21 protein-coding genes and 2 tRNA genes are annotated in these 23,182 nt (G+C 57.4%); 11 read left to right on the top strand and 12 right to left on the bottom strand.

Annotation, left to right across the window (positions count from 1 at the left end; translation table 11 throughout):
* Nucleotides 1–81 precede the first annotated feature (81 nt).
* Nucleotides 82–1,968 carry a metallophosphoesterase family protein gene (locus tag IQ254_RS03530; RefSeq protein WP_193964407.1) on the top strand — a complete coding sequence of 629 codons (1,887 nt, stop codon included), beginning with the start codon at nucleotides 82–84 and terminating at the stop codon, nucleotides 1,966–1,968.
* Between the two features lie 70 nt (nucleotides 1,969–2,038).
* Here IQ254_RS03530 and IQ254_RS03525 read toward each other — a convergent pair whose 3' ends face one another.
* Together IQ254_RS03525 and dinB are read right to left on the bottom strand one after the other, a co-directional pair.
* A complete protein-coding gene (locus tag IQ254_RS03525; RefSeq protein WP_193964406.1) occupies nucleotides 2,039–3,379 on the bottom strand; it encodes a folylpolyglutamate synthase/dihydrofolate synthase family protein in 1,341 nt (446 codons plus the stop codon).
* A gap of 215 nt (nucleotides 3,380–3,594) precedes the next feature.
* On the bottom strand, nucleotides 3,595–4,662 hold the full coding sequence (dinB, locus tag IQ254_RS03520) for a DNA polymerase IV (protein ID WP_193964452.1): 1,068 nt from the start codon (nucleotides 4,660–4,662) through the stop codon (nucleotides 3,595–3,597).
* A 122-nt stretch (nucleotides 4,663–4,784) separates the two neighbouring features.
* Between dinB and IQ254_RS03515 the strand changes: the two genes are divergently transcribed.
* Together IQ254_RS03515 and IQ254_RS03510 are read left to right on the top strand one after the other, a co-directional pair.
* Nucleotides 4,785–5,288 (top strand): Hsp20/alpha crystallin family protein, encoded by a 504-nt coding sequence (locus IQ254_RS03515; protein WP_193964405.1) that lies wholly within the window; start codon nucleotides 4,785–4,787, stop codon nucleotides 5,286–5,288.
* Between the two features lie 92 nt (nucleotides 5,289–5,380).
* Nucleotides 5,381–5,737, top strand: a complete 357-nt coding sequence (locus IQ254_RS03510; RefSeq protein ID WP_193964404.1) for an antibiotic biosynthesis monooxygenase — start codon at nucleotides 5,381–5,383, stop codon at nucleotides 5,735–5,737.
* Nucleotides 5,738–5,819: 82 nt separating this feature from the next.
* Here the strand turns inward: IQ254_RS03510 and cobA are convergent, their stop codons facing one another.
* Nucleotides 5,820–6,620: a uroporphyrinogen-III C-methyltransferase gene (gene cobA, locus IQ254_RS03505; RefSeq protein WP_193964403.1), complete on the bottom strand. Its 801-nt coding sequence runs from the start codon at nucleotides 6,618–6,620 to the stop codon at nucleotides 5,820–5,822.
* Nucleotides 6,621–6,694: 74 nt separating this feature from the next.
* Entirely contained in the window at nucleotides 6,695–7,693 is a 999-nt protein-coding gene (locus IQ254_RS03500) for a sirohydrochlorin chelatase (RefSeq protein ID WP_193964402.1), read from the bottom strand.
* A gap of 278 nt (nucleotides 7,694–7,971) precedes the next feature.
* Between IQ254_RS03500 and IQ254_RS03495 the strand changes: the two genes are divergently transcribed.
* Nucleotides 7,972–8,042, top strand: a tRNA-Gly gene (locus IQ254_RS03495).
* A gap of 477 nt (nucleotides 8,043–8,519) precedes the next feature.
* Here the strand turns inward: IQ254_RS03495 and dnaG are convergent.
* The 3 genes from dnaG to IQ254_RS03480 all read right to left on the bottom strand — a co-directional run bounded on the left by dnaG (nucleotide 8,520) and on the right by IQ254_RS03480 (nucleotide 11,972).
* Entirely contained in the window at nucleotides 8,520–10,466 is a 1,947-nt protein-coding gene (gene dnaG, locus IQ254_RS03490; protein ID WP_193964401.1) for a DNA primase, read from the bottom strand.
* 311 nt (nucleotides 10,467–10,777) lie between these two features.
* Complete coding sequence (gene dcd / locus IQ254_RS03485; RefSeq protein ID WP_193964400.1) at nucleotides 10,778–11,377, bottom strand: dCTP deaminase; 600 nt, start codon at nucleotides 11,375–11,377, stop codon at nucleotides 10,778–10,780.
* 43 nt (nucleotides 11,378–11,420) lie between these two features.
* The gene (locus tag IQ254_RS03480; RefSeq protein ID WP_193964398.1) at nucleotides 11,421–11,972 is read right to left on the bottom strand and encodes a P-loop NTPase family protein; all 552 of its coding nucleotides are present in this window, start codon (nucleotides 11,970–11,972) and stop codon (nucleotides 11,421–11,423) included.
* A gap of 298 nt (nucleotides 11,973–12,270) precedes the next feature.
* Here IQ254_RS03480 and rph point away from each other — a divergent pair, with 298 nt between their 5' ends.
* Complete coding sequence (gene rph, locus IQ254_RS03475) at nucleotides 12,271–12,987, top strand: ribonuclease PH (protein WP_193964397.1); 717 nt, start codon at nucleotides 12,271–12,273, stop codon at nucleotides 12,985–12,987.
* Nucleotides 12,988–13,359: 372 nt separating this feature from the next.
* Nucleotides 13,360–14,133 (top strand): phycobilisome rod-core linker polypeptide, encoded by a 774-nt coding sequence (locus IQ254_RS03470; protein WP_193964396.1) that lies wholly within the window; start codon nucleotides 13,360–13,362, stop codon nucleotides 14,131–14,133.
* Nucleotides 14,134–14,184: 51 nt separating this feature from the next.
* Here IQ254_RS03470 and tyrS read toward each other — a convergent pair whose 3' ends face one another.
* Nucleotides 14,185–15,417 (bottom strand): tyrosine--tRNA ligase, encoded by a 1,233-nt coding sequence (gene tyrS / locus IQ254_RS03465; protein WP_193964395.1) that lies wholly within the window; start codon nucleotides 15,415–15,417, stop codon nucleotides 14,185–14,187.
* Nucleotides 15,418–15,825: 408 nt separating this feature from the next.
* Here tyrS and IQ254_RS03460 point away from each other — a divergent pair, with 408 nt between their 5' ends.
* The gene (locus tag IQ254_RS03460; RefSeq protein ID WP_228040075.1) at nucleotides 15,826–17,679 is read left to right on the top strand and encodes a penicillin-binding protein 1A; all 1,854 of its coding nucleotides are present in this window, start codon (nucleotides 15,826–15,828) and stop codon (nucleotides 17,677–17,679) included.
* 437 nt (nucleotides 17,680–18,116) lie between these two features.
* Here the strand turns inward: IQ254_RS03460 and IQ254_RS03455 are convergent, their stop codons facing one another.
* Nucleotides 18,117–18,494, bottom strand: coding sequence for a DUF4168 domain-containing protein (locus tag IQ254_RS03455; RefSeq protein WP_193964394.1), 378 nt, complete (start codon nucleotides 18,492–18,494; stop codon nucleotides 18,117–18,119).
* A gap of 214 nt (nucleotides 18,495–18,708) precedes the next feature.
* Between IQ254_RS03455 and IQ254_RS03450 the strand changes: the two genes are divergently transcribed.
* The 3 genes from IQ254_RS03450 to IQ254_RS03440 all read left to right on the top strand — a co-directional run bounded on the left by IQ254_RS03450 (nucleotide 18,709) and on the right by IQ254_RS03440 (nucleotide 21,448).
* A complete protein-coding gene (locus tag IQ254_RS03450; protein WP_193964393.1) occupies nucleotides 18,709–18,996 on the top strand; it encodes a helix-turn-helix transcriptional regulator in 288 nt (95 codons plus the stop codon).
* Between the two features lie 73 nt (nucleotides 18,997–19,069).
* The gene (hisS, locus tag IQ254_RS03445; RefSeq protein WP_193964392.1) at nucleotides 19,070–20,386 is read left to right on the top strand and encodes a histidine--tRNA ligase; all 1,317 of its coding nucleotides are present in this window, start codon (nucleotides 19,070–19,072) and stop codon (nucleotides 20,384–20,386) included.
* A 150-nt stretch (nucleotides 20,387–20,536) separates the two neighbouring features.
* Nucleotides 20,537–21,448: a ferritin-like domain-containing protein gene (locus tag IQ254_RS03440; RefSeq protein ID WP_193964390.1), complete on the top strand. Its 912-nt coding sequence runs from the start codon at nucleotides 20,537–20,539 to the stop codon at nucleotides 21,446–21,448.
* Nucleotides 21,449–21,550: 102 nt separating this feature from the next.
* On the opposite strand, the gene IQ254_RS03435 is transcribed toward IQ254_RS03440, so the two are convergent.
* On the bottom strand, nucleotides 21,551–21,817 hold the full coding sequence (locus tag IQ254_RS03435; RefSeq protein ID WP_193964388.1) for a hypothetical protein: 267 nt from the start codon (nucleotides 21,815–21,817) through the stop codon (nucleotides 21,551–21,553).
* Nucleotides 21,817–22,434 (bottom strand): orotate phosphoribosyltransferase, encoded by a 618-nt coding sequence (gene pyrE / locus IQ254_RS03430; protein ID WP_193964385.1) that lies wholly within the window; start codon nucleotides 22,432–22,434, stop codon nucleotides 21,817–21,819. The genes IQ254_RS03435 and pyrE overlap by 1 nt, the downstream gene beginning before the upstream one ends.
* A gap of 185 nt (nucleotides 22,435–22,619) precedes the next feature.
* On the opposite strand from pyrE, the gene IQ254_RS03425 reads away from it, so the two are divergent.
* On the top strand, nucleotides 22,620–23,018 hold the full coding sequence (locus tag IQ254_RS03425; protein WP_193964383.1) for a hypothetical protein: 399 nt from the start codon (nucleotides 22,620–22,622) through the stop codon (nucleotides 23,016–23,018).
* A gap of 56 nt (nucleotides 23,019–23,074) precedes the next feature.
* Here the strand turns inward: IQ254_RS03425 and IQ254_RS03420 are convergent.
* Nucleotides 23,075–23,147, bottom strand: a tRNA-Ile gene (locus tag IQ254_RS03420).
* Between the last annotated feature and the right edge of the window lie 35 nt (nucleotides 23,148–23,182).

The raw sequence follows: 23,182 nt of genomic DNA, 5'->3' as shown, positions 1-23,182 counted from the left end.
ACGTGAACAGACAGTTTTTGCATTGTCGTGATTTGCCGCTACCCTAGCTGGTGAGGGCGCTACCAAGAAAGGGTCGAAACCATGCGGCGAGAAGACGTGACCTTGTTAACAGCGGGCCTGCTGCTAGTGCTGACGGCCCTGCTTTTAATTACCCTAGAGCCGCGCCCGATGTCCGATGCGCTACCCTCCAAAACCACGGCCGTGCAAAACCAGCTTTTAACCGATCCGTTTTTACAGAACCCCTCACCTGGTGGGGTGCAAGTGGTGTGGTTTACCGAGTTTGAGGGCCAAGCCCATCAGGTGTACTGGGGGGCACCGGGTCAACCTGCCACTGCTAAGTTACCCAACCAGGCCACAGCCACGACTACCCGGCTCAGCCGCACCCGCGAAGATGACCAGTCGCGCCTCAACCATGCCAACTTTTCCGATTTGCAGCAGCCGGTGGTACGGCCCATCTGGCGTCACGAGGCCACCGTAACGGGGCTCACGCCCGGGCAGCGAGTGCCTTACCGGGTAACCAGTACGGGGGACAACGGCTCCCTGATAGAAAGCCCGGTGTTTACCCTGGCAGGAGCCCCTTCGGCAGGGCAGCCCCTGACGATTTTGCTGACCTCAGACCATCAAAATATGCCCATGACCGCCGCCAACCTGCAAAAGGTGCAGGAGACTGTGGGGCAGGTTGACGCGGTATTTTTGGCGGGAGATCTGGTCAATATTCCCGATCGCGCGTCTGAGTGGTTTGATGACAGTCGGGGCAGCGGCTTCTTTCCCTGTTTGCAGGGCACAACCAGCTACCCGCTGGAGCGCAACGGGCGCACTAGCCGCTACCGAGGTGGCGAAATTATTCAGCATGCGCCGCTGTTTCCGGCCCTGGGCAACCACGAGGTGATGGGGCGCTTTGCGGCCACGGCTCCCCTCAACGATCAGTTTGGTCAGCCCATCCCTCGCTCGGTGGCGGTGGAGCTGTACCAGGCCAACGCCGACCTGTTTAACCCCACTGATGACCCTGAACTCCGCCGCCAGTGGGTGATTGACAATTCTTTTAACAGTGCGACCTATGAGGAAATTTTTAGTCTGCCTCGGAGCGCTGTGCCCAATCCCGATCGCCCTGAAACCACCAGCCGCTACTACGCCATTACCTTGGGCGATATTCGTCTGGTATCGCTATACGTGACCCAAATCTGGCGGCCCTTTCGTCTGGATGCTACGGTTCGCGGTCGCTACCAGGAGCGCGAAGCTGATCTGGGCACGCCCCAAAACTGGGGCCACGGTCAGCATATTTTTGAATCTATCGAGCCGGGTAGTTTGCAGTACCAATGGCTAGAGCAAGAGTTGGCCAGCGACGCCTTTCGCCAGGCCAAGTACCGGGTGGTGATGTTTCACCATCCGCCCCACACCTTGGGGGACAATATTGTGCCCGCGTTTACGACCCCGGTACCCCGCTACGATCGCGACGAGGAGGGCCGCCTGGTGGCGGTGCGCTACGAATATCCCCGCGACCAGGATCACATCATGGGCGATCTGGTGCCGTTGCTAGAGCAGGCCGGAGCAGATTTAGTCTTGTATGGCCATTCGCACCTGTGGAATCGGTTTGTGTCACCCCAGGGCACCCACTACCTGGAGACCTCGAATGTGGGCAACACCTACGGTGCCTTCTGGCAAGATGCTACCCGGCCAGTACCGCCCGAGACGATTGAGGGATCTACCGTTACCTACGACCCCAGCGACTATGTGGCCCAGGGCGACCCCAATGGCCTGGAGCCCATCGTGCCTACCCTGGCCCCAATTCTTGACGATAGCGGTCAGCCGCTGCCCTACCTGGCCAGTAATGACCTCACTGCCTTCAGCATTTTTGAAACCGCGACGGGCACTATCAGCAGCTACTACTTCGATACCCGCCAGCCAGGGTCAGCGGTAGTGAAGTTTGACGAGTTTCAGATCGGCCAGGAGACCAGGGCAAGGGGCTAAGGGTACCCATCTCGCGCGGCAGCCCCGCTTTGCTCTCTAGCGTCCCTTGGCTCCTCTGCTCCCCCATTCTCTAATATTTCACCGCAGCCTGCTGCCGCTCGCCGTAGGGCTCCGTCGCCAGAAAGTGGCCAATTAAATACAGCGACCCGCAGAGCACCCGCAGAGGGGCAGAATTCACCGCCATGGCCCTCAATCCGTCCCTCAACGACGGGTGGGTCTGGCACTGAGCCAGGTTGGGGCAGGCCGATCGCGCGATCGCCCTCAATTCTTCTGGCCCTGCTGTTTCGTGGCCCGGCACCGGCATCAGATGCAGCGCATCTCCTGGCCGCAGCAGAGCTGTCAAAACATCGCGGTGATCTTTGGTCGCCAACATCCCCATCAGCCAGGTTGTGCCCTGGCGACGAGTCGAGGGTTGATCGGGCTGGTCTGCCCACCAGCGATCGACGTACTGGCGCAACACCTGGGCCGCCGCCGGGTTGTGGGCGCCATCGATGAGTAGAGGGTAGCCCTGGGCCTGAGGGTTCCAGGTCACCCACTGCAAGCGACCGGGCCAGCGGGCCTGGCCCATGCCCTGGGCGATCGCCTCGTCGGTAATCTGCCAGCCCTGGGTTCGCAGGCTCTCGACGGTAGCAATCGCCAATGCCGAATTGACTAATTGATGGTTGCCCAGCAGCGGTAGCGGATAGGCGATGTCTTGGTAGCGGGCCTGACCCTGGCCTGTGAGTATCGCTGGGGTGGGCCACACCGCCGGACAATCCAGGGCCGCGATCCGCGCTGCGACTACTACGGCGGCCTCCGGGGGCAGGGGGCCAATAACGGCTGGGCGTCCTGGCTTGAGCACCCCCGCCTTTTCACCAGCAATATCCGCCAGGGTGGGGCCGAGGCGCTGCCAGTGTTCTCGACTCAACGAAACGATCACGCTCACGAGCGGTGCATCGACGACATTGGTGGCGTCTAGCCGCCCGCCCAACCCCACCTCCATTACGGCCAGGTCAACCGCTACCTCGGCAAAGTGCAGCCAGGCGGCAGCGGTAAACACCTCAAACTGGGTGGGTGAGGGCTGGGCCGGGTCGATGGCGGCGATTACCTGCTGCAACCGCTGAATGAGGTCAGCACTGGCAATGGGGGCATCGTTGACCACAATTCGCTCGCGCCAGCTCACCAGGTGGGGCGAAGTATAGCGCCCTACCCGATAGCCTGCTGCTGACAGCACCGCCGCCAGGTAGGCACACACCGACCCCTTGCCGTTGCTGCCCGCCACATGCACCAAGGGCACTCGGGTCTGGGGCTGATCTAGGGCCGTCAGCAGGCGCTGAATGCGCTCTAGCCCTAGCTCGACGCCAAATCGACCAAAGGGGGCGAGCAGGGCCTCAATCTGGGAGTCGTCGTCACAATTGGTAGGCTGTAGCACGGCGGTTAAACGCGTTGGGGCAAGACAGGATAGTTTGTAGCGCTGCTGGTTCGCTGAGGAAAGCACTGATGGCCAGTAGCCAGCACTGGAAAGGGCAAACTGGCCTATAGCCCGTTAGCCTGCTCGTGCCTAGCCTCTACGGCCACGGCCATAGCATCTTATCTGAGTGCGATCGCCCCTGGGCCACCCTAATGTCCCCAAAGGCTCCCTGCATTCTAGAACTCTAGCGAGAGCTGCACATAGTCTGGCTCTCCGGCAGGTTCTAAATTTGAGAGCGTTAGCCCCAGCAGGCGCACCGACTGCCCCCGCTCTAAGTGTTCCACCAGCAGCGCTTGGGCCCAGGTTCCCAGGGGCGCCTCGGCTCCAATGGCCGTGACAAAAGTACGACTGCGGGTAATTTGACGATAGTTAGCATATTTGACCTTGAGGGTCAGGGTGTGGCCCCGACGGCGCTGTTCACCCAGACGACGCACCACCTCCTGGGTTATGCGCTCCAGGGCGGTGGTCATGGCGGCCAGAGTCGTGAGGTCGGTCGAAAACGATCGCTCGGCTCCGATCGATTTGCGAATGCGGTTGGGGTTCACCAAACGGTCGTCTTGCCCCCGAGCGACGCGAGAGTAAAACCGACCTGCCTTGCCAAAGTGACGCACCAGGTCGGCTTCAGCCCACGGTCGCAGGTCGGCTCCGGTGGTAATGCCCAGGGCGTGCATTTTGCCCGCGGTGACCTGGCCGATACCATGAAACTTCTCGATCGGCAGCGCCGCCACAAAGGCCTCGGCCTGCTCAGGCAAAATCAGGGTCAGACCGTCGGGGTTATTTTGTCCGCTGGCCATTTTGGCCAAAAACTTATTCACCGAGACCCCCGCCGAGGCCGTGAGCTGGGTCGTCGCCAAAATATCGGCCTTAATCTGGCGGGCCAGAACCAGAGCAGAAGGCTGATCGAGAGTATTGACCGTGACATCCAGGTAGGCCTCATCCAGCGACAGCGGCTCGACCAGATCGGTGTAGCGATGAAAAATGGCGCGAACCTGCTCTGAAACCTGTTTGTACACCTCGAAGCGAGGCGGCGCAAAAATCAGGTGTTGACAGCGCTGCTGGGCTACTCGGGCGGGCATGGCCGAGTGAATGCCATACTGGCGAGCCTCATAGCTGGCGGCGGCTACCGCGCCCCGTTGTTCGGGGCGACCGCCCACCACCAGGGGCTTGCCCTGGTACTCGGGGAAGTCTCGCTGCTCTACCGACGCGTAAAACGCATCCATGTCGATGTGAAGAATCTTGCGCATCGGCTCGCCTGACACCTGGGCTGGATGGCGGTTATACCCCCCCCAGCTGAGGGCTTTTCCCACCTGTGTAAGCGGGGGCTAGCCGCGATGATCTAAGTATAGAAAGATAGGGAGTTCTCGCTATGGCTACGTGGCTGTCGTCTCGGCAACTCTACAATCAACCGATTTGGAATCCAGGTGCGGCCCAGGCCCAGATGGATGCGATCGCCGCCGCCCTGATGCCCCTAGGGGTGTCGGCCTCGGGTCGGGTACAGGTGCCCTCAGTGGAAATCGAAGACACCGCCGAGGCCCTAGTCGTGACCGCCTTTTTACCGGGGGTAGATCCCCGGGCAGTCCAGGTACGGGCCACCCAAAAGTCGCTGACGTTCTCGGGTCAGCGGCAGTCGGGCTTCCGTAGCCCCCTCATGCAAGGGCTGGGCATCAACTACTTTCAGCAGACTGTGCCGTTGCCCACTCCGGTGATCGATCGCCAGATGCAGGTGGCCTACCACAGTGGGGCAATTATCGTGACCCTACCCAAGCGCGGCGATTGGGCACAACAGCTGGTTCAGAGCTGGCAGCGTACTCGCCGCTGGCTGGGGCACACCCTCAAAGCCTGGGGCCAGCGTCTGTTAGAAGATCGGTAACAGAATCTAAAGCCTAGGTAAGAAAAACCGCTAGGGGCCGACATCTGATCGACACTAAACAGTATTCCAAGCCCTAGGATTTCTTACCCTCTATGAGTGACTTCGACGATTTTCTCCGCCACAAATACGCCTACGTAGCCATTGGTGAATTTAAGCCCGGCTGCTTTAGCGAAGCTCGCCAGCTCTACGAAAAAGCTGTGTCTACCTTTAGCAAAGGCTTTCAGGGGGCTTACCTGCTGCAAGAACCCGGCAGCGATCGCGGCATTGCGATCATCCTCTGGGACAGCATTGAAGATATGGACGACCACAACAGCGACCTCTATAAGCAGACCCTGGGCAAAATTGCCCACCTGTTTGAGGCCCCGCCTGTAACTTCCTTTTACGAAGTTTGTAGCGAAATTGGCTTACCCCAGGTGTTAGCCACTGCTGCTGTCGCCCAGGCATCGTAGCCAGGTTCCGCCTGAGTTCGACAGGAGTGCTAGCGGGGCCAATGCCTGTTCAGCAGGTTCGGTATGAACCAGACCCTGTAGATTAGGGCCAGATTGTCCCTGTGGGGCGGCAATGGCCAAAGATCTCGTGCCAGCTCACAACGGGGCCAATCACCGCCACCGCTGGGGCTTCAAACCCGACTTCGGCCACCTGGTCAACGATGGTTTGCAGGGTACCAATCAGGGTCTCTTGTTGAGGGTAAGTGCCCCAGCGAATCAGCGCCACTGGGGTTTCAGGGCTGAGGTCAGCCGCCAGCAACTCAGTGGTAATGGGGCCGAGATTGTGAATGCCCATATACACCACAATAGTTTCTGACCCCTGAGCCAGTGCCCGCCAGTTGACCTTAGGACGATACTTACCGGCTGCCTCATGGCCCGTGACGAAGGTCACCGATGAGCTCTGGCTGCGGTGGGTGACTGGAATACCGGCGTAGGCGGGCACTGCCACCCCAGCGGTAATGCCAGGTACGATCTCAACCGCTATCCCCATCTCTACCAGGGCCGCCATTTCTTCGCCACCGCGACCAAACACGAACGGGTCGCCACCCTTGAGGCGCACTACCACGGCATGGAGTCGGGCCTGCTCGATAATGAGTTGGTTAATTTCTGTTTGATTGAGCGAGTGACGCCCCCGGCGCTTGCCCACGTTGATGACTGCGGCCTGGGGGTTGATCATCGCCAAAATTGGGGCACTGACCAGCGCGTCGTGAATCACCACCTCGGCGCACTCTAGCAGCCCTTTACCCCGCAAGGTAAACAGGCCTGGATCGCCAGGCCCAGCCCCCACCAGGTACACCTTGCCGTAGACTGATCTGTTCCCAGGTCTGGTCGCTGCCGACACCATACACGCTGTAACTCCGCTATAGAGAAACTATTCGATCATCCTAAGAGCTGCTGTAGACGTAGCTCAGACCCAAGCTAAGATACCATCGACGACGAACGTATGGTGTGGCGAAAGGCTACCCGCTGCATAGGAGCCGCGGCTTGCTGTGCCTTGGCGGGCACTCGGCCTAGGGCTAAATCAACCACCAGCCGGGCTAGTTCAGGCGAAGGCCCTAGGGGCGGCAGCAGGTGAAAGCCCATGCTGGGAAAGCGCTCGGCCAGCTCTTCAGTGAGGTGAGTAATGGCGTCGGTGGTACGGCCTGTAAACAGAAAATACGGCAGAATAGCTACTCGCTGTACCCCCGACTGCAGATGGTGAATGACCTGAGATTCGAGGTTTGGCGCTACGGCCCAAAAAGCAGCTGTGCCTCCTAGCGATCGCGCCAAAGCAGACACCGTTGCATTGCCGCCAGGACGACGACTGCCGTGGCCCAGCAAAATCAGCGTTTCGCTAACGGCGGTACGGAGCTTGTGGCGCAACACCCCCTTAATGCCAGGATGACTGCCCAGATGCGAGCATACTTCGAGGGTAAGGTCGGGCACCAGCTGCTGTGCCCGATTTACCTCGGCAGGGATATCGTCTAGAACGTGAACCCCAGCCAGCAAAAATAACGGTACCAGGCGTATTCGCTGCGCACCAGCTGCCTGGGCACGACGGCTAAAGCGGGCGATCTGCTGGTGAAGCGGCACAGCTCCCAACTCTAGACAGGCAGTACCTACCAACGGGGCGCTGTCGAGCTGAGACAATTGGCTGCGAAAGATAATGGATTTTGCAGAGATCGGGGTATCCCCATCGGTACACAACCAGTCGGTCGGCATGGCGCGACGCAGCGATTGCCCTGCAACCGTTAGGCGCTTGGCGGCGTCAAGGCGGTGATCTAAGCCAGCTTTGATATCAGGAAGACGGCCCCATAGATCACCCTCCGGCGATCGCACAAATTGAGCTAGCCGCTCCATCCCTTGCCCAGGCCGGGGGTCGCGGCTACCGTGGGAAATTAACAGATAAGCTGTCGATGCAGATGCAGATGCAGACACAGGCAAACCCTAAAATCGTTGAACAAAAATAGCTGGCTGCGAAATACTGCACTCCTCAACACCTTGACCCTGGCGCTGCCTTAGGGCGCTGGCGATCGCGCCCGAGCTAGCTACAGGGTTCTTTATTATAGAGAATTGCCCCATAGCCCCTGGTATCAAAACCATCAAAAGGGCTTAAATTAGAGATTGGATCTGACTCAGGGCCCAGTTCTACCCCAGCATTATCGGCCCACCGCCTCGGCTAGCCCAAGCCAGTATGGTAAAATCGCAGCAAATTTGCGGGTGTAGTTTAGTGGTAAAACCTTAGCCTTCCAAGCTAATGATGGGGGTTCGATTCCCCCCACCCGCTTTTAGTACAGTGACGATTTATTTGTCATCAGTGACCCATTAATGTCATTGATGACAGATTGATGTCATCGAGACATAATCATGTCGTTTAACAACGGGTGACACATGATTGGTCGCTTAAGAAGCCTGTAAGAAGGCTAAGGTTTTACCTTTTACCTCTACAAGAGTCTAGGATGCCTATCTGATAGGCATCCTAGACTCTGCGCGGATCGTTCAGGATGACTTCACCCCGTTGAAAACCCTTAAACCCAGTATTGGAGCGAGTGGGCTGATGACGCCCAGCCCAACCTGGGCCAACGTCGCTATGGTCTAGCCCGAGAAGCCCTAGAGCCGCGCTTGCAGTTGGCCAAAGCCTGCTTCGACCAGGGGCAACCTGTCGCTGCGATCGTGGAGGTGCTAATGCCTGCTTAGACCAAATCCTGGTTAGCTATTCCCGATTCCCCAGTGGTGCTCCTGCGGCCCAATATTAGACTTGGGGCTAGCGATCGAGCGAGTCGTACTGTTCGCCCACCCAGGGCATGGTGGCTAAGTCTTCAAAGCTGACCTGGCGGTCTTTTTCGAGCGCTTCGATGCGGCGCTTTTCGGCGTAGATTTGGCGCTGATATTCCGCAAATAGAGCCGGGTCAGTGGTGCAGTCAGTTTTTTCCCACAGGGCCAAGAAGTGACGATAGCGCTTTTCGCAGAGGTTTTTTTCCATGCAGGCGGCGGCGGCACGAATCACTAACGGGGCGCGCAGCACGTCGCGCTTGGTCTTTTCACTCAGGTGCAGCAGTGACTGCAGGGGGGTGGTGGCCAAGCCAGTGTCTGCCAGGTGGTTGCGTAGCTGCCCAACTAAATCAACCCTGGGGTCGTCTGCCTCGGCGAGCAACCGCTGCATCTGTCGCCATAGGGCGCGGTGGTGAGAGTAGCTAAACTGCAAGTCGCGGTCTTCGAGCACCTGGCGGATCTCATCGCGGTCGGCGGCAGCGTGGAGAAAAATACGCAGCAGAGCCGCCTCGGCCTGCTCTAGGGAGCTGGCGCTGGGGGTAGTGGCGGGGGCCGATCGCGTCGGGGTACCTGAGGAGGTGGTGCGGCGCTGGCGACGCACCTGGGTGACCAGGTTCTCGGCCAGCAGGGGCACGAGACGGCTGTCGCCGTTGCTGAAGATTTCGGCGCAGTAGCGCACATAGTGGGTGCGGGTATCGGCGTTGGCAATATCGCTGAGCAGCTTCACCACCGCCTGGCTGGTCTGCTGAAATTGGTCGGCCTGGCGCAGGTCTTTGCCGCCGATCAGGTTGTGAATTTGCCAGTCGATCCACAGGGGTGCGGCTTCGATCAGGGCGTGGTAGTCGGCGGCACTGTGGTGCTGCAAAAACTCGTCGGGGTCTTTGCCATCGGGAATGTTCAGCACCCGCAGCTGCACGTCGCCCCGGTAGGCCATCTCCTCGACTTCGCCGATCGCCCGCTGGGCTGCTTTTACCCCGGCGGCATCGGCATCAAAGTTGAGCAAGATTTGTTTCGACTCGGTGTAGCGCAAGAGCTGCCGTACCTGGGTCGCGTTGAGGGCCGTGCCCAGGGCCGCCACCGAATTCTCTAGCCCGGCGGCGTGGAGGGTGATGACGTCGAAGTAGCCCTCGACGACGATGGCGCGATCGTTTTTGGCGATCGCCGCCCGGGCCAGATCGAGGCCGTAGAGGGTCTTACCTTTGTCGAATAGGTCGGTATCGGGGGAGTTGAGGTATTTGGGCTTTTCGTCGCCCAGGGCGCGCCCGCCAAAGCCAATCACCCGGCTCTGGCCATCGCGAATGGGGATCATCAGGCGATCGCGAAACCGATCATAAAATCCGTCGCCCTTCTGCCGGGGCACAATTAGCCCCGCCTGCTCTACCAGGTTGACCGGGTAGTGCTTTTGCTCGACCAGGTAGCCGTAGAGGGTCTGCCACCCCCCCGGCGCAAAGCCCAGCTGAAACTGCTGAATCGTGGCGTCACTCAGCCCCCGGCGATCGCGCAGATAGACCAGCGCTGCGGCCCCGTCGCTCTGCTGCAGGGCATGCTCGTAGAACCGAGCCGTGACGGCTAAAATCTCGTAGAGCTGCTCTCGCAGGGTGAGCTGCCGCTGAAGCTCCTGGCGTTTGGCGGGTTCTAGGGTGGTGACCGGCACCTGGTAGCGCTGGGCCAGATCTAGCACCACATCCGCAAAGGAGCGCTTGTTGAGCTCCATCAAAAACTTAAAGGCATTCCCCCCCGCCCCGCAGGAAAAGCAGTAATAAAACTGCTTGCCGGGGCTGACGCTAAAGCTGGGCGACTTGTCTTCGTGGAAGGGGCACAAGCCCACAAAATCTTTGCCCTGCTTTTTGAGCACCACGTGCTGAGAGACCACATCGACTATGTCGGCGCGATCGCGCACCGCTTCGATGGTGTCGGGGTGGAGACGAGGGGTATCCATGGGGGCGCTAGATATGGGCCATTGTGCTCAGTAGGCCGCCAGATATTGAGAATGGCTTGATTGTAGCTTACGGGGCTCAATCCTCCGGCCAGATTCGCGGTTAGATCTATAGCGGTGTGCAAGTGAAACAAGTACACTCTGTTCCCTGTCACCTACTCCCTGTTCCCTTGGGACTGCACTTAAGCAACATGAATAAGGCTGTATTGGATTAAATCTCACCCCAATTACCGAAAACTCCCAGGCATGATAGCTACTCTGATTTGATTGACCAATGCCGATGGCGTCGAGCCCTACCAGCCACAAAACCGACTCTAGATTCTAGCCAGGGTAACCTGTTCGGCCTGGTCTTGATACTTGCCTTGGCGGGTGTCGTAGCTCACCTGGCAGGGCTCGCCCTCAAAGAAAATCAGCTGAACGACGCCCTCGCTGGCATACATGCGGCAGTCGGCGCTGGATGAGTTAGAAAACTCCAGGGTGAGATGGCCGCGCCAGCCCGCTTCTGCGGGAGTCAGATTGGCGATAATGCCGCAGCGGGCGTAGGTAGACTTGCCAATGCAAATGACGCTGATGTTATTGGGCACGGCCAGTTTTTCAAGAGCCACCCCCAGGCCATAGGAGTGGGCCGGCAAGATGAAATAACTGCCGCTTTCGTCGGTTTTGAGCTCGGTCGGCTCTAGGTTGGCCGGGCTAAAGTTTTTGGGGTCAACGACCGTTCCGGGAATATGGCGAAAGATTCTAAACTCCGCTGGAGACAGCCGAATATCGTAGCCGTAGGAGGATAGCCCATAGCTAATGACGGGCTGTCCCAGGCTGGCTGCGGTAGCCGTTAGGTGCCGTACCAGAGAGGGCTGAAAGGGCTGAATCATTCCTTCAGCGGCCATTTTGGCAATCCAGGCGTCGTTTTTAATCATAGTGAGTGCTTAATCCCAGGATGGGTTGGTGGGGCTGAATGGGCTAGGGCAGCAGGTTGCGGCGAAACTCGGTGACCTGGTCAGCGACAGCCGTTAACGATTCAGGCATATCTGGGCCAGTGAGAATGACATCCACCTGGGGCGGCCGCTGCTGGATAAACTCGACGACCTCCTCGGTCGGAATCAGGCCATAGTTAACCGCCAGGCTCAGTTCATCGAGTACCACAAGACCGTAGCGCCCCTTAGCCACGAGGGACTGCGTATGCAGCCACAGGTCTTGAATCGCCTGCTTTTCGTCAGCACTGACCAGGGCATCGTGAATACAGCGGGGCATATCGCAGCGGATCCAGTCTAGGTTTTGGCCCAACTGCATGGGGTGATCTGGCCCCTGGTGAATGCCTCCCTTGAGAAACTGCACAATCAGCACGGCTTTACCCTGGTCGGCAATGCGCAGGGCCTGCACCATGACGTTGGTAAAAAAATTGCGGTGTAGGGCGGTAAATACCTGTACGGTGCCTTCTACCGTCTGCAAGAGCGGATGCCTGACAATCGTAGGCCCAGAGGACAAAGACAGGGGCTTGAGCTGAGAAACCATGGACGAGCACACCAGGAAAGGGGCGTTGGCATTGAGTGGCGATCGCGCCTCAAGACCACTCAATCTAGGGCATCGCTACCCGGCGAAGTCAGAGTAATCTCGAAGACTTGGCTAAATATAGCGTAATTCCCCGGCAATGAATCGCTCAGCCACGCCACATACATTCATAGTATTGACGCACTACAGCTATTGAATAGATTCTGTATAGCAGGGAACTCAATCTAGAGGGAAGCTGAAGAAACCTCCTGACAACGTTAGCCTGCTGTATTCTGAACGAGGCAACTCGGTCTTCATTATTATGGCTTGGCAGCGTCCAGACGGTCGACAACCCGACCAGCTTCGTCCCATCTCGTTTGAGCGGCAATTTACCAAGTTTGCCGCCGGGTCGGTGCTGACCCGGTGTGGCCATACCCAGGTGCTCTGCACCGTGTCGGTAGAAGACGGCGTACCTCACTTCTTAAAGGGCTCTGGCCAGGGCTGGTTGACGGCAGAGTACCGCATGCTGCCCGGGGCTACCCCCCAGCGCCAAGCCCGAGAAATTATGAAGCTATCCGGGCGTACCCAAGAAATTCAGCGTTTAATTGGCCGCAGTTTGCGATCGACGCTAGATTTCAACCTACTGGGCGAACGCACCCTGCTGGTCGATGCCGATGTGCTCCAAGCCGATGCCGGTACCCGGACAGCCTCTATCACTGGAGGGTATGTCGCCCTTAAAGACGCCGTGCGGAGCTTAGTCGAGCAAGGCATACTGACGCGATCGCCCCTGGTTCACGCCGTAGCCGCCGTATCGGTAGGCTTAATTGAGACTGAGCCGATGCTTGACTTGCAGTACGACGAAGATGTTGCTGCCGCCGTAGATTTTAATCTGGTGCTCAACGAAAACCTCAATATTATTGAAGTGCAAGGTACAGCCGAAGAGGGCAGCTTCAGCCGACAGCAGATGAATCAGATCCTAGAGGTGGGTGAGTTAGGGATAAAACAGTTACTCGCAGCCCAAGAAGCCGCATTTCTGTAAGTTCTGCTAGCTTTTGCATCCGGCCAAAGGGCGCTATGCGATCAAAGCTCGTTGGTAGATAGTGCTATGGCAAAGCGGCAATGCCCTGAATTTGGTACTAAAATTTTCTCGAACCCTTCATTCTGAAGGGAACGGTCGTATATTTACTATTTGTTTCCCGAGAAATAAATTTAGGATAGAGAGATACTGCGTACACATACTGGCAGCATTCACTGACATCAGTTAATTTGCGGACTAACACTATAAGAATTTAGAAGTAAGCCCTCAACTCTTGTTAAGAAAAAATCAAAATCATCGGCAGAAATTCTCCCCTGGGCAGCCTGGTAATAGACCATGAACTGAGATGGTCTTTCTCATTTAGGAAGGTTTGCCATGACATCTACAGATGAATTTGCGGTGAGAGAAATTACAGTTGACCGGCAGTCGCCAGCCGCAGAACGCCAGGCGGCCCTAGTCCAGATTTATGCCCAGGTGCTCGAACGCCAGCCCTACGCCTTTGAACGCAAGCAGCTCGCTGAAATCGAGGCCGATTTTCTGCGAAAGAAAAGCGGCGTCAAGCGTTTTTTGCGTGATTTAGGCCATTCTGAGGTCTATCTAAACGAGTTTTACTACAATTCTTCTAATCCTAAATTTATTGAGCTGTGCTTTAAGCACTTCATTGGCCGCGCCCCGAGCAACCCTGTAGAAATGCGTCGCTACTGCGATATTCTGATGCGCAACGGTGTTAAGGCGATGATCACCGCCTTGCTCGACTCTGAGGACTACAGACGGCATTTTGGCTGCTTTACGGTGCCCCATGCCTGGGCCGAGGACAGCTATCCCTCGCCGCGAACCTTTTGGGAAACCGAGGTGCTGCTGCACGAACTCCACGGTCGCCGGGGCTGGACGTTGCCGACCATGACCTGGCACAACCTGCACCTCGACTGCGAGGGTGGTATCTGCCATTTGCCAGAGAGCCATTTGCCAGAGAGCTATTTGCCAGAGAGAACCCCAGCCTCTGGGCAACCAGCGGCAACAAACCTAGGGCTAGATGCGTTGCACCAGGTGTTGAGCACCATGGAACCCCAAGACTTAGAAAAATTTGCCGCGACGTTGTCTGGGGCTGAGCGCGACAAACTACGCCACCTGCTGCTGCCTACCCCCTAGCCATGGCGTTGCCCCCAGGTTCTCCCCGGCTTGTAGCTACAAAGCATTGGTCTAGAGGACCAACCGGGAGAACTTCTTCTTCCCAACCTGTACGACTTTGCCAACCAGTTGTTCAGGGCTGTCAAACTCCTGATTTGGGTCGCTGACTTTTTCCCCGTCGAGCTTGACAGCGCCGCCCTGAATCTGACGGCGGGCTTCGCTACTGCTGGCACATAGGGGAGTCGCCCCCACTAAATAAAACAATTTAGCCGGGAAATTAATTGCCGACAGGGAAAACTCCGGTACTCCGGCAGCGGGTTCACCCGTGCCTTGAACCAGGCTGATGGCCGCTTGCTGAGCCTGCTGGGCTGCGGTTTCGCCGTGGAATTGCCGGGTGAGATATAGCGCCAATAGCTTCTGGCGATCGCGCGGATTGTCGGGCAACTGGCTCAGGTCGAGGGCCGTCAACAACTCAAAGTAATCGTGAATCAGGGCATCGGGTACTTTTTCGAGCTTGGAGTACATGCTCAGCGGGTCGTCCTGTAGGCCGACGTAGTTGCCCAGAGATTTCGACATCTTTTGGCTGCCGTCGGTGCCGATCAGCAGCGGCAGCAGCAGGCCAAACTGGGGCGGCAGGCCAAAGTGCCGCTGCAGGTCGCGGCCGACGGCAATATTAAATTTTTGGTCGGTGCCGCCGAGCTCCACATCTGACTGCACCGCTACCGAGTCGTAACCCTGCATCAGCGGGTAGAGAAACTCGTGCAGAAAGACCGGATCACCCTTGCCGTAGCGCTCCGAGAAGCCCTCCTTGGCCAACATTTGCCCCACCGTCATGGTGCTGAGTAACTCCAGGGTTTTGCCCAGATCGAGGGTCGCGAGCCATTCGGAGTTGTAGCGCACCTCTAGGCGACCAGGGGTGTCAAAGTCAAGAATCGGGCGCACCTGCTCCAGGTAGGTTTTGGCATTGGCTTTGACCTCGGCCTCGCTCAGCTGGCGGCGCACCTCCGACTTGCCAGTGGGGTCACCAATGCGAGCCGTAAAGTCACCAATAATTAAAACCGCAGTGTGGCCAGCATCTTGAAAAGCGCGCAACTTACGCACCGGAATGCTGTGGCCCAAATGAATTTCGGCCCCGGTGGGGTCAATGCCGAGCTTAATTCGCAGGGGGCGATCGCACTTTAATAGCCGCTGAGTCAGGTTGTACTCAGGGTCTTTAGAGTCGGGCTGGTCAGGGAATACCTCGCTAATGCCGCGATAGATCAGCTCAAACTGGGCGGGGGGCGAGTTGCAATCGGCCTGGGTCATGGTGAATAGGCGCTAGGGCAGCGGGGATATTTGGCAGAGTCGTGACGATAAACCGGTTATGGGCAGCCGAGGTCAATTCCATAGATTTTTGCAAATTTGGGCCTTGACATCTCCCGATCAGCCTTGGCAAAGCTAGGATAAGCGTGCCTAGAGTGCTTCATCCTCTGCCGCTGACATGTCCTAGCTGCCGTAACTCGGTTCACTTGCCTCGAGGGTCATTATAATGGCCTAACCGTCACCTGCCGATGGGCATCTACTCCTTAAGTAACAGTCCAGTACCCGTCAGTTTTTTAACCGCCCTTGCCATCCCAGCATCGTCCTTTTTAGCCGCCTTTAATAGCCAACGTGTCAACTACTCTTCGCCCTAACAGTCGATCTCAGCCCCGGCCCCTGCGCCGATCGCCCAACTTGCTGAAGTATGTGCAGGACGTCGGCCAAGTGTCGGCGGCGGCTCTGCTAGGCACCACCATGATTGCCAGCTCAGTGCTAGCTGGCGGTCTAGTCGGCTTGGCCATTAGTTTTCGCAACCTGCCCGATGTGCGGGTGTTGCGTAACTATGTGCCGAGCGAAACTAGCTACATCTACGACATCAACGGCACCCTACTCTACAGTCTGCACGACGAGGCCAACCGTGAGGTCGTCGATACCAGCGAAATATCACCTCACTTAAAGCGAGCGGTGTTGGCGGTAGAAGACAGCTACTTTTACTCCCACAATGGCATCAACCCCAGCAGTGTGGGTCGGGCTATGCTCGCCAACGTAGAGGCCGGCTCGACGGTAGAGGGGGGGTCTACCATCACCATGCAGCTGGTGAAGAATTTATTTTTAACTCCCGAGCGGGCTATTAGTCGCAAGGTGGCTGAGGCCGTACTCGCCCTACGCCTAGAGCAAATCTTCAGCAAAGACGAAATTCTGGAGATGTACCTCAACCAGGTCTACTGGGGACATAACAACTACGGAGTTGAGACCGCAGCCCAGAGCTACTTCAATAAGTCTGCTAAAGACCTTAGCCTGCCCGAAGCCGCCATGATGGCAGGGTTGATTCAGGCGCCCGAGAGCTATAGCCCCTTCTACAATTACCAGAGCACTAAACAGCGCCAGGCGATCGTACTCAACCGCATGCGCCAGCTGGGTTGGATTACCCCCGACGAGGAAGCCGCCGCCCGCGATGCGCCCCTGCTAGTCGGTGAGATCAAGTCCTTTCGCAGCAGCATTTCTCCTTATATTACCGAGGCAACCGTACAGGAACTCAAGCAGCGTTTTGGCAATGACGCCGTCGTCAAGGGGGGCATGCGGGTGCAAACCACCGTTGATTTGGGCATGCAGCAGATGGCAGAGGCGACGGTGCAGCGCCACAACGCTCGCATTCGCAACGTGGCTGACCAAATGGCGCTGGTGGCAATTGACCCCCGCACGCACTTTGTCAAAGCCATGGTGGGCGGTGTGAACTACCAAGAGAGCCAGTTTAATCGCGCCATTCAGGCCTACCGGCAGCCGGGTTCAGCCTTTAAGCCCTTTGTGTACTACACCGCGTTTGCCACCGGGCGCTATACCCCAGCCAGCTCTATTGCCGATACACCCGTCAGCTATCCCGATGGCTATCGCTACTACAGCCCCAGAAACTACGACGGCAGCTTTATGGGTAATATCCCGATTCGCACTGCCCTGGAGGTATCGCGCAACGTGCCCGCCGTAAAACTGGGGCAGGCCGTGGGCATCAACCAAATTATCGAACTCTGTCGCACCCTGGGCATTACCAGCCCCATGCCAGCGGTAACCTCGTTACCCCTAGGCGCGGTTGACCTGACGCCAATGGAAATGGCCGGGGCCTACGCCACCTTTGCCAGCAATGGCTGGTATTCTAAACCGACGTTTATCGTGCAGGTCACCGATAGCAGCGGCAATGTGTTGCTCGACAATACGCCCCAGCCGCAGCTGGTGCTTGACCCCTGGGCCGCCGCATCGCTCACCGATGTGCTGCAGGGAGTAATTGCCCGAGGCACCGGTAGAGCCGCTCAGATTGGCCGACCAGCGGCCGGAAAAACCGGCACCACCGACTCCCAGCGCGATGTCTGGTTTGTGGGGTATGTGCCCCAGCTGGCCACGGCGGTCTGGATTGGCAACGATGACTACTCGCCGATGCGATCGGGCGCCACCGGCGGCACCTATGCCGCGCCAGTGTGGCAAGACTTTATGCGCCAGGCGCTGGTTGACGTACCGGTAGAAAACTTTAGGCGACCTTCGGAGTTTGTGCAGCCCTAGGGGCTGTCATCAATTGATTGCCGATGACCCGAGCATCAGCTGTTATAGCTCCTAGTACTTCATGGCGGAAATAGCTCAGCTGTTTACTCACGCGGAAATCCTTGTGATACCTGGAGTTCCCGTTCTGCCTTCTGCCTTCTTATACGAAATCCGATTTGGAAAACCCCGATTCACAATTAGGAACCCCGTAGGGGCATAGCATGCTATGCCCCTAGCAATCGGGGGTATGTAACCAGGATTTGGTATTACTTCTGCCTTTCGGTACTAGCCTGTTTCTAGGTCGGGCGTGGCAACGCTGATGGGAGCAGGATTGTGGCCAGAATTGATCACCCGCCCTAGAACGCCGATACAGAAACCCGGTTTCTCGGCCAGAATGCCAGTCATGCCGTTAGGTCAGGACAAAGAAACCGGGTTTTTAGCCATACTGTACCGATGCCCTAGGGGCTGGCCTCGTCGATTTGAGCCAAAACGCGATCGCGAAACTCAGGATCGCTATTGGCCAACCCCAACAGCTCCCAATAGTCAGACAGACTGAGCCCCTGAGCCTGGATCAGATCGAGGGCCGCCGCCTGAATCTCCTGCTGCATCTGGCGCGATTCGGTGTCGGTTTCGGCTTGTTGCAGACTGAGTTCCCGGGACTCAATCAGCTTGACGACGGCCATGTAAGCCTCCACAAAGCGGCTGACGGTTTCTGAGGGAATGTCATTGGCATCGGGTTTAGCCGGAGATGCCGTGGGGCCAGAGTCTTCTACCTCAGGCGAAGGAGCGGTAGCTGCCCCAGCAGGGGCAGAAAACCCTATCAGCAGCAGACCCATTAGAGCTACCGCCAGCCCGTATCGTCTTACTGGCTGACTCCAGTGATTCAGAGCCCCAACCCACCTTACCCTCGTTCCATGGGCAACCGATGCCATCTCGCCAAGGTGCATAGAACTATCGCTCAGAATGCTTTTCACCAGCCTAGCTGAAACTAGATCGCCTATAGTAAAGGTATGCATTAAGCATAAATACATAACGACTGAGGAAAGCTCCATGGCAAGTGATGACATATCTCCAGTGCCTGGTCAAGGGAGCCTCTCTGACCGAGAACTACAGATCGTTGAGCTCGTGGCATCTGGGTTAACCAATCAGGAAATTTCGGAAAAGCTAGAGATCAGCAAGCGCACCGTCGATAACCACATCAGCAATATTTTGACCAAGACAGCCACCGGTAACCGGGTGGCTTTGTTTCGTTGGGCATTGCAGTCGGGCAAAGTCTGTATCGATGAGGTCAACTGCTGCCTGCTGCCCCAGACCCGGCCCGAAAGTCAGGAGGTCTAGGACAAGGGTTACAGGCTCGGCACAGGCTATGATAGGTGTTCTGTATTGACCACCGCGAGCGCCTCACCCAGCTATGGAGCCGATTCAATCTCTGCCCGGAACCGAAGACATTTTGCCCAAAACCCAGCTGGTGGGCAAAGACGTGAAGGTAGCTGACATTCACACCTGGCAGCGGGTCGAGGCCACGGCCCGGGAAATTTTGGCTCGGGCTGCCTACCGCGAAATTCGTACCCCGACCTTTGAGGCGACCTCCCTATTTGAGCGTGGCATCGGCGTAGCCACCGATGTCGTCGGCAAGGAAATGTATAGCTTCAAAGATAAAGGCGATCGCGGCTGTACCCTGCGTCCCGAAGGTACCGCTGGCGTGGTGCGGGCCTACGTACAGCACAGTCTCTATGCCCAGGGGGGGGTGCAGCGACTCTGGTATACCGGCCCTATGTTTCGCTACGAGCGACCCCAAAAGGGTCGTCAGCGGCAGTTTCATCAGGTCGGGGTCGAGGTGTTGGGCAGCGCCGACCCCCGTGCCGATGTGGAGGTGATCGCCCTGGCCACCGATATTTTGCAGGCCCTGGGGCTAAAGAATTTGACCTTTTATCTAAATTCGGTGGGGGATAAACGCGATCGCACCCGCTACCGCCAGGCCCTGGTCGACTATCTCACCCCCTATGCCGCCGATTTAGATGCTGACTCGCGCGATCGCCTCAGCCGCAACCCGCTGCGCATTCTCGACAGCAAGGATGAAAAAACCCAGGCCATTACCGCCGCCGCCCCCAGTATTTTGGACTACCTAGGGCCTGACTCAAAGCGCCACTTTGACCAGGTGCTCAGCCAACTCAATGCCCTGGGTATCGCCTACGAGCTCAACCCGCGCCTGGTGCGAGGGCTCGACTACTACACCCACACCGCCTTTGAGATTCAGTCCAGCGATCTGGGTGCCCAGGCCACTGTATGCGGCGGCGGGCGCTACGACGGCCTGGTCGAAGAACTGGGCGGCCCGGCCACCCCAGCGGTGGGCTGGGCCATTGGCCTAGAGCGCCTCACCCTGCTACTCGAAACCCTGCAACAGCCCATCATGGCCAACCCCGATATCTATCTGGTTTCTCGGGGCGAACAGGCCGAAGCCAATGCTCTGCAATTGGCTCAAAAACTCCGCCACCAGGGTCTAACGGTTGAGCTTGACCTGAGCGGGTCTGCCTTTGGCAAGCAGTTTAAGCGGGCCGATCGTAGCGGGGCCGCCGTTTGTCTGGTTTTAGGCGACGATGAAGCCATTCAGGGTACGGTGCAGATAAAATGGCTGGCCTCTGGTGAGCAAACCAGCTGCCCCCAAGCGGATTTATTGCGGGATGCTGCCAGCCTACGACAGCAGATGGCGACGGCTCAAAGTAGCTAGGGGGGCGATCGCCCCAGGTCAACCCACGATTTTCCCATGGTTACTCCCTAGGCCCAAGAGTAACGGCAGATTATCAGGTCGTTTTTCCACCTCTCCCGAAAAAAGGTGCGTTAAGATCCACGTAACGCTTCGTAAACATAAATTTGAGCAATGGCTGTTACCTATCCTCGCAAGTTTCTCAATGCTCTGAGTGCCCGCGATGTCATGAATCGGGTCGTCCATGATCCAGAAATTCACCACATCACACTCAATCGCTATCGCTACAACGAACAGCGGAGCTGCAAAGACCTGACTGATTTGATTGAGACCCTAAACGGCAAGCCTGCCGATCTGGTCAAAGATCTGTCTCACCATGTGTCGGATGAAGCCCGTCACGCCGTGTGGCTAACGGATCTGTTGGTCGACCTGGGCGTTGAGATTAGTACTCCCCCTGGGCTCTCCTATATCGATGAGTTTGAGCGTCTGCTCGATCAAGACAGTCTGAAAGACGCCAACGATCCAGAAACCAGTGTGATCGCCGCCCTGGCATCGATCAACGTCACTGAGAAGCGGGGCTGTGAATATTTTGCCGCTCATATTCATGCCCTCAAGTCAGCGCCTCAAACCCCTGAGAATATTAAGATTCGCGAAACCCTTGAGCGCATTCTGCCCGAAGAGGCTGGCCACGTGCGCTGGGGCACCCGCCGACTGGCAGAAATCGCCCGCAAAAGCCCCGCTCACCGGGAACGGGTAGAGTTGGCGAAGCGCAAATATACCGCCATTGAGCAAACGGCCTTTGAATCGGGCATGGACATCACCCTCGGGGCCGAGCTGCGCCGGGTCAGTAACCTACTCGATATTGCCAACACCCTGCCAGTGTGGGAACGGCCTGGTTATCTGCTGGAGCGCCTGCCCGCTACGCTGCTGGCCCCAGAGGTGCAGAAAACGCGACTCACGGCGGCCCAAAAAGCCTGGCAGCGTGACCCCGAAACCTTCATCAAAACCTTTTTGCCGATGTTTCTAGCAGGGGTGCAAAAGCCAGCTGCGAAACCCTCCTCCCAGGTACAGAACGCGACCAGCTAGTACCGAAAGGCAGCAGTAAGAAGGCAGAGGCAGAACGGGAACCCCAGGCCTCATAAGGGTTTCCGCGCGAGTAAACAGCCGGGTTATTTCCGCCTCAGAGTACTAGCCCCCTTGCCAGGTTGCGATCGGTACAGCCTGGTCTGGTACCAAATCCAAACCGTATACCCCCGATCCTGTAGAGGCCCACCTGTCGGGGCGAATGGCATTCGCCCCGACAGAATCGGGGGTTAGCAAAACAGGATTTAGATCGCCACATCCCAGGTCATAGGCCACATCGGTGGGGCTGAGATCCGCCAGCTTGAGCATGGCGACCCTGGCATCGGCGGGGGTGGGCACAAAGCCAATATCGGGACGCAGGTGAGAAGACATTAGGCGGGGTTGAGGGTAGCCCAGTGGGCTTGAATATCCTGGATGTCAAACAGAGCTTTAAACGGCAGGTTGTGGCTTTGATAGAGCTCCGCTCCGCCCTGCTGGCGATCGACTAGAGTTAAAACCTGGTTGACTCGATAGCCTGCGGCCTGGAGGCGATCGACGGCTTGGAGGGCAGACTGCCCCGTTGTTACCACATCTTCTAGCACCGTGACGACACTGCCCGGAGGCAGGGTGAGCCCTTCAATATAAGCGCGGGTTCCGTGCCCCTTAGCCTCTTTGCGAATAATCAGCGGGAATAGCGTGCGATCTTGGTAGGCCCCTACCAGGCTGACGGCGGTGACCAGCGGGTCGGCCCCCAGGGTCAGCCCCGCTACCGCTACGGTTTCGGGTGAGACTAAATCGAGCAGTAAGCGACCTACCATCAGGGCTCCCTGAGGATGCAGGGTGATTAACTTACCGTTGGTGTAGTAGGTGCTGCGCTGCCCAGAGGTGAGGACAAAGTCTCCTTCTTGGTAGGCACCCTGACAAAACAAATCGAGGAGTGGCGATCGCAGCGCAGCCAGGTCTAGAGTCAACAGTGATGCCATGGGCAGATCGATTAAAAGCTCGTCCATCGAAAGTAAATTCCTTAAAAATGCTCCGGTTTTGTGCGATCGCGCTATAAATGACATGCACTAGGTGATCAGTTCAATTAAGTTTTGTGTAGCCTAAGGGAGCTATGGGTTCTCGGGTACACTTGGACTGATGGCGATCGCGATGCTAGAACCGCACCAATCCAACGAGTTGAGGAGTCTTGGCCATGGGCATTCAATTAAATCATATTTCTGGCCTGACGCTGTCACTGCTGACGGCGCTTGCCCTTGCAGCACCGTCCGGGCAGGCCCAAGAGGCCACGGTTCAAACCATTCCTGACGCCCTAGATGATTTAACCAGCACCTACTCTGGCGATTATTTTGAAAATCGCACCATCACCCGCCAATTTAACCGCATTATTGGATTTGGCTTCCCCGAGCGTGAGCTGGAGTGGGATGGCAACGGCACCTCTGCAGCGGTAAGAGATATTTTGCTGCTGCAAACTACTGCTGATCCCACTATCCGGGTTCCCGATTTGGTGAACCCTTACACAACAACCCTGCTAACCATGCCCAGTGACCAGACTCCCTACGTTGGCTCAGAGTTTATCTTTGAGTCCTTCTAAACCGTGGCAACTTCATCAACGGGTTCAACGCTTGCACCGGTTAGTGGTAGTCATAATCCAGGGTGCAGGAGTTGAACCTGCCTGGGGCGAATTATGAGTTCGCTGCCTAATCCGCTCGGCCAACCCTGGTGCTATCCCATATGGGGACAATACATTTTACTGCA

The sequence above is a fragment of the Nodosilinea sp. LEGE 07088 genome (assembly GCF_015207395.1).
Taxonomy (GTDB): Bacteria; Cyanobacteriota; Cyanobacteriia; order Phormidesmidales; family Phormidesmidaceae; genus Nodosilinea.
This window is presented reverse-complemented; position numbering and strand designations above follow the sequence as displayed.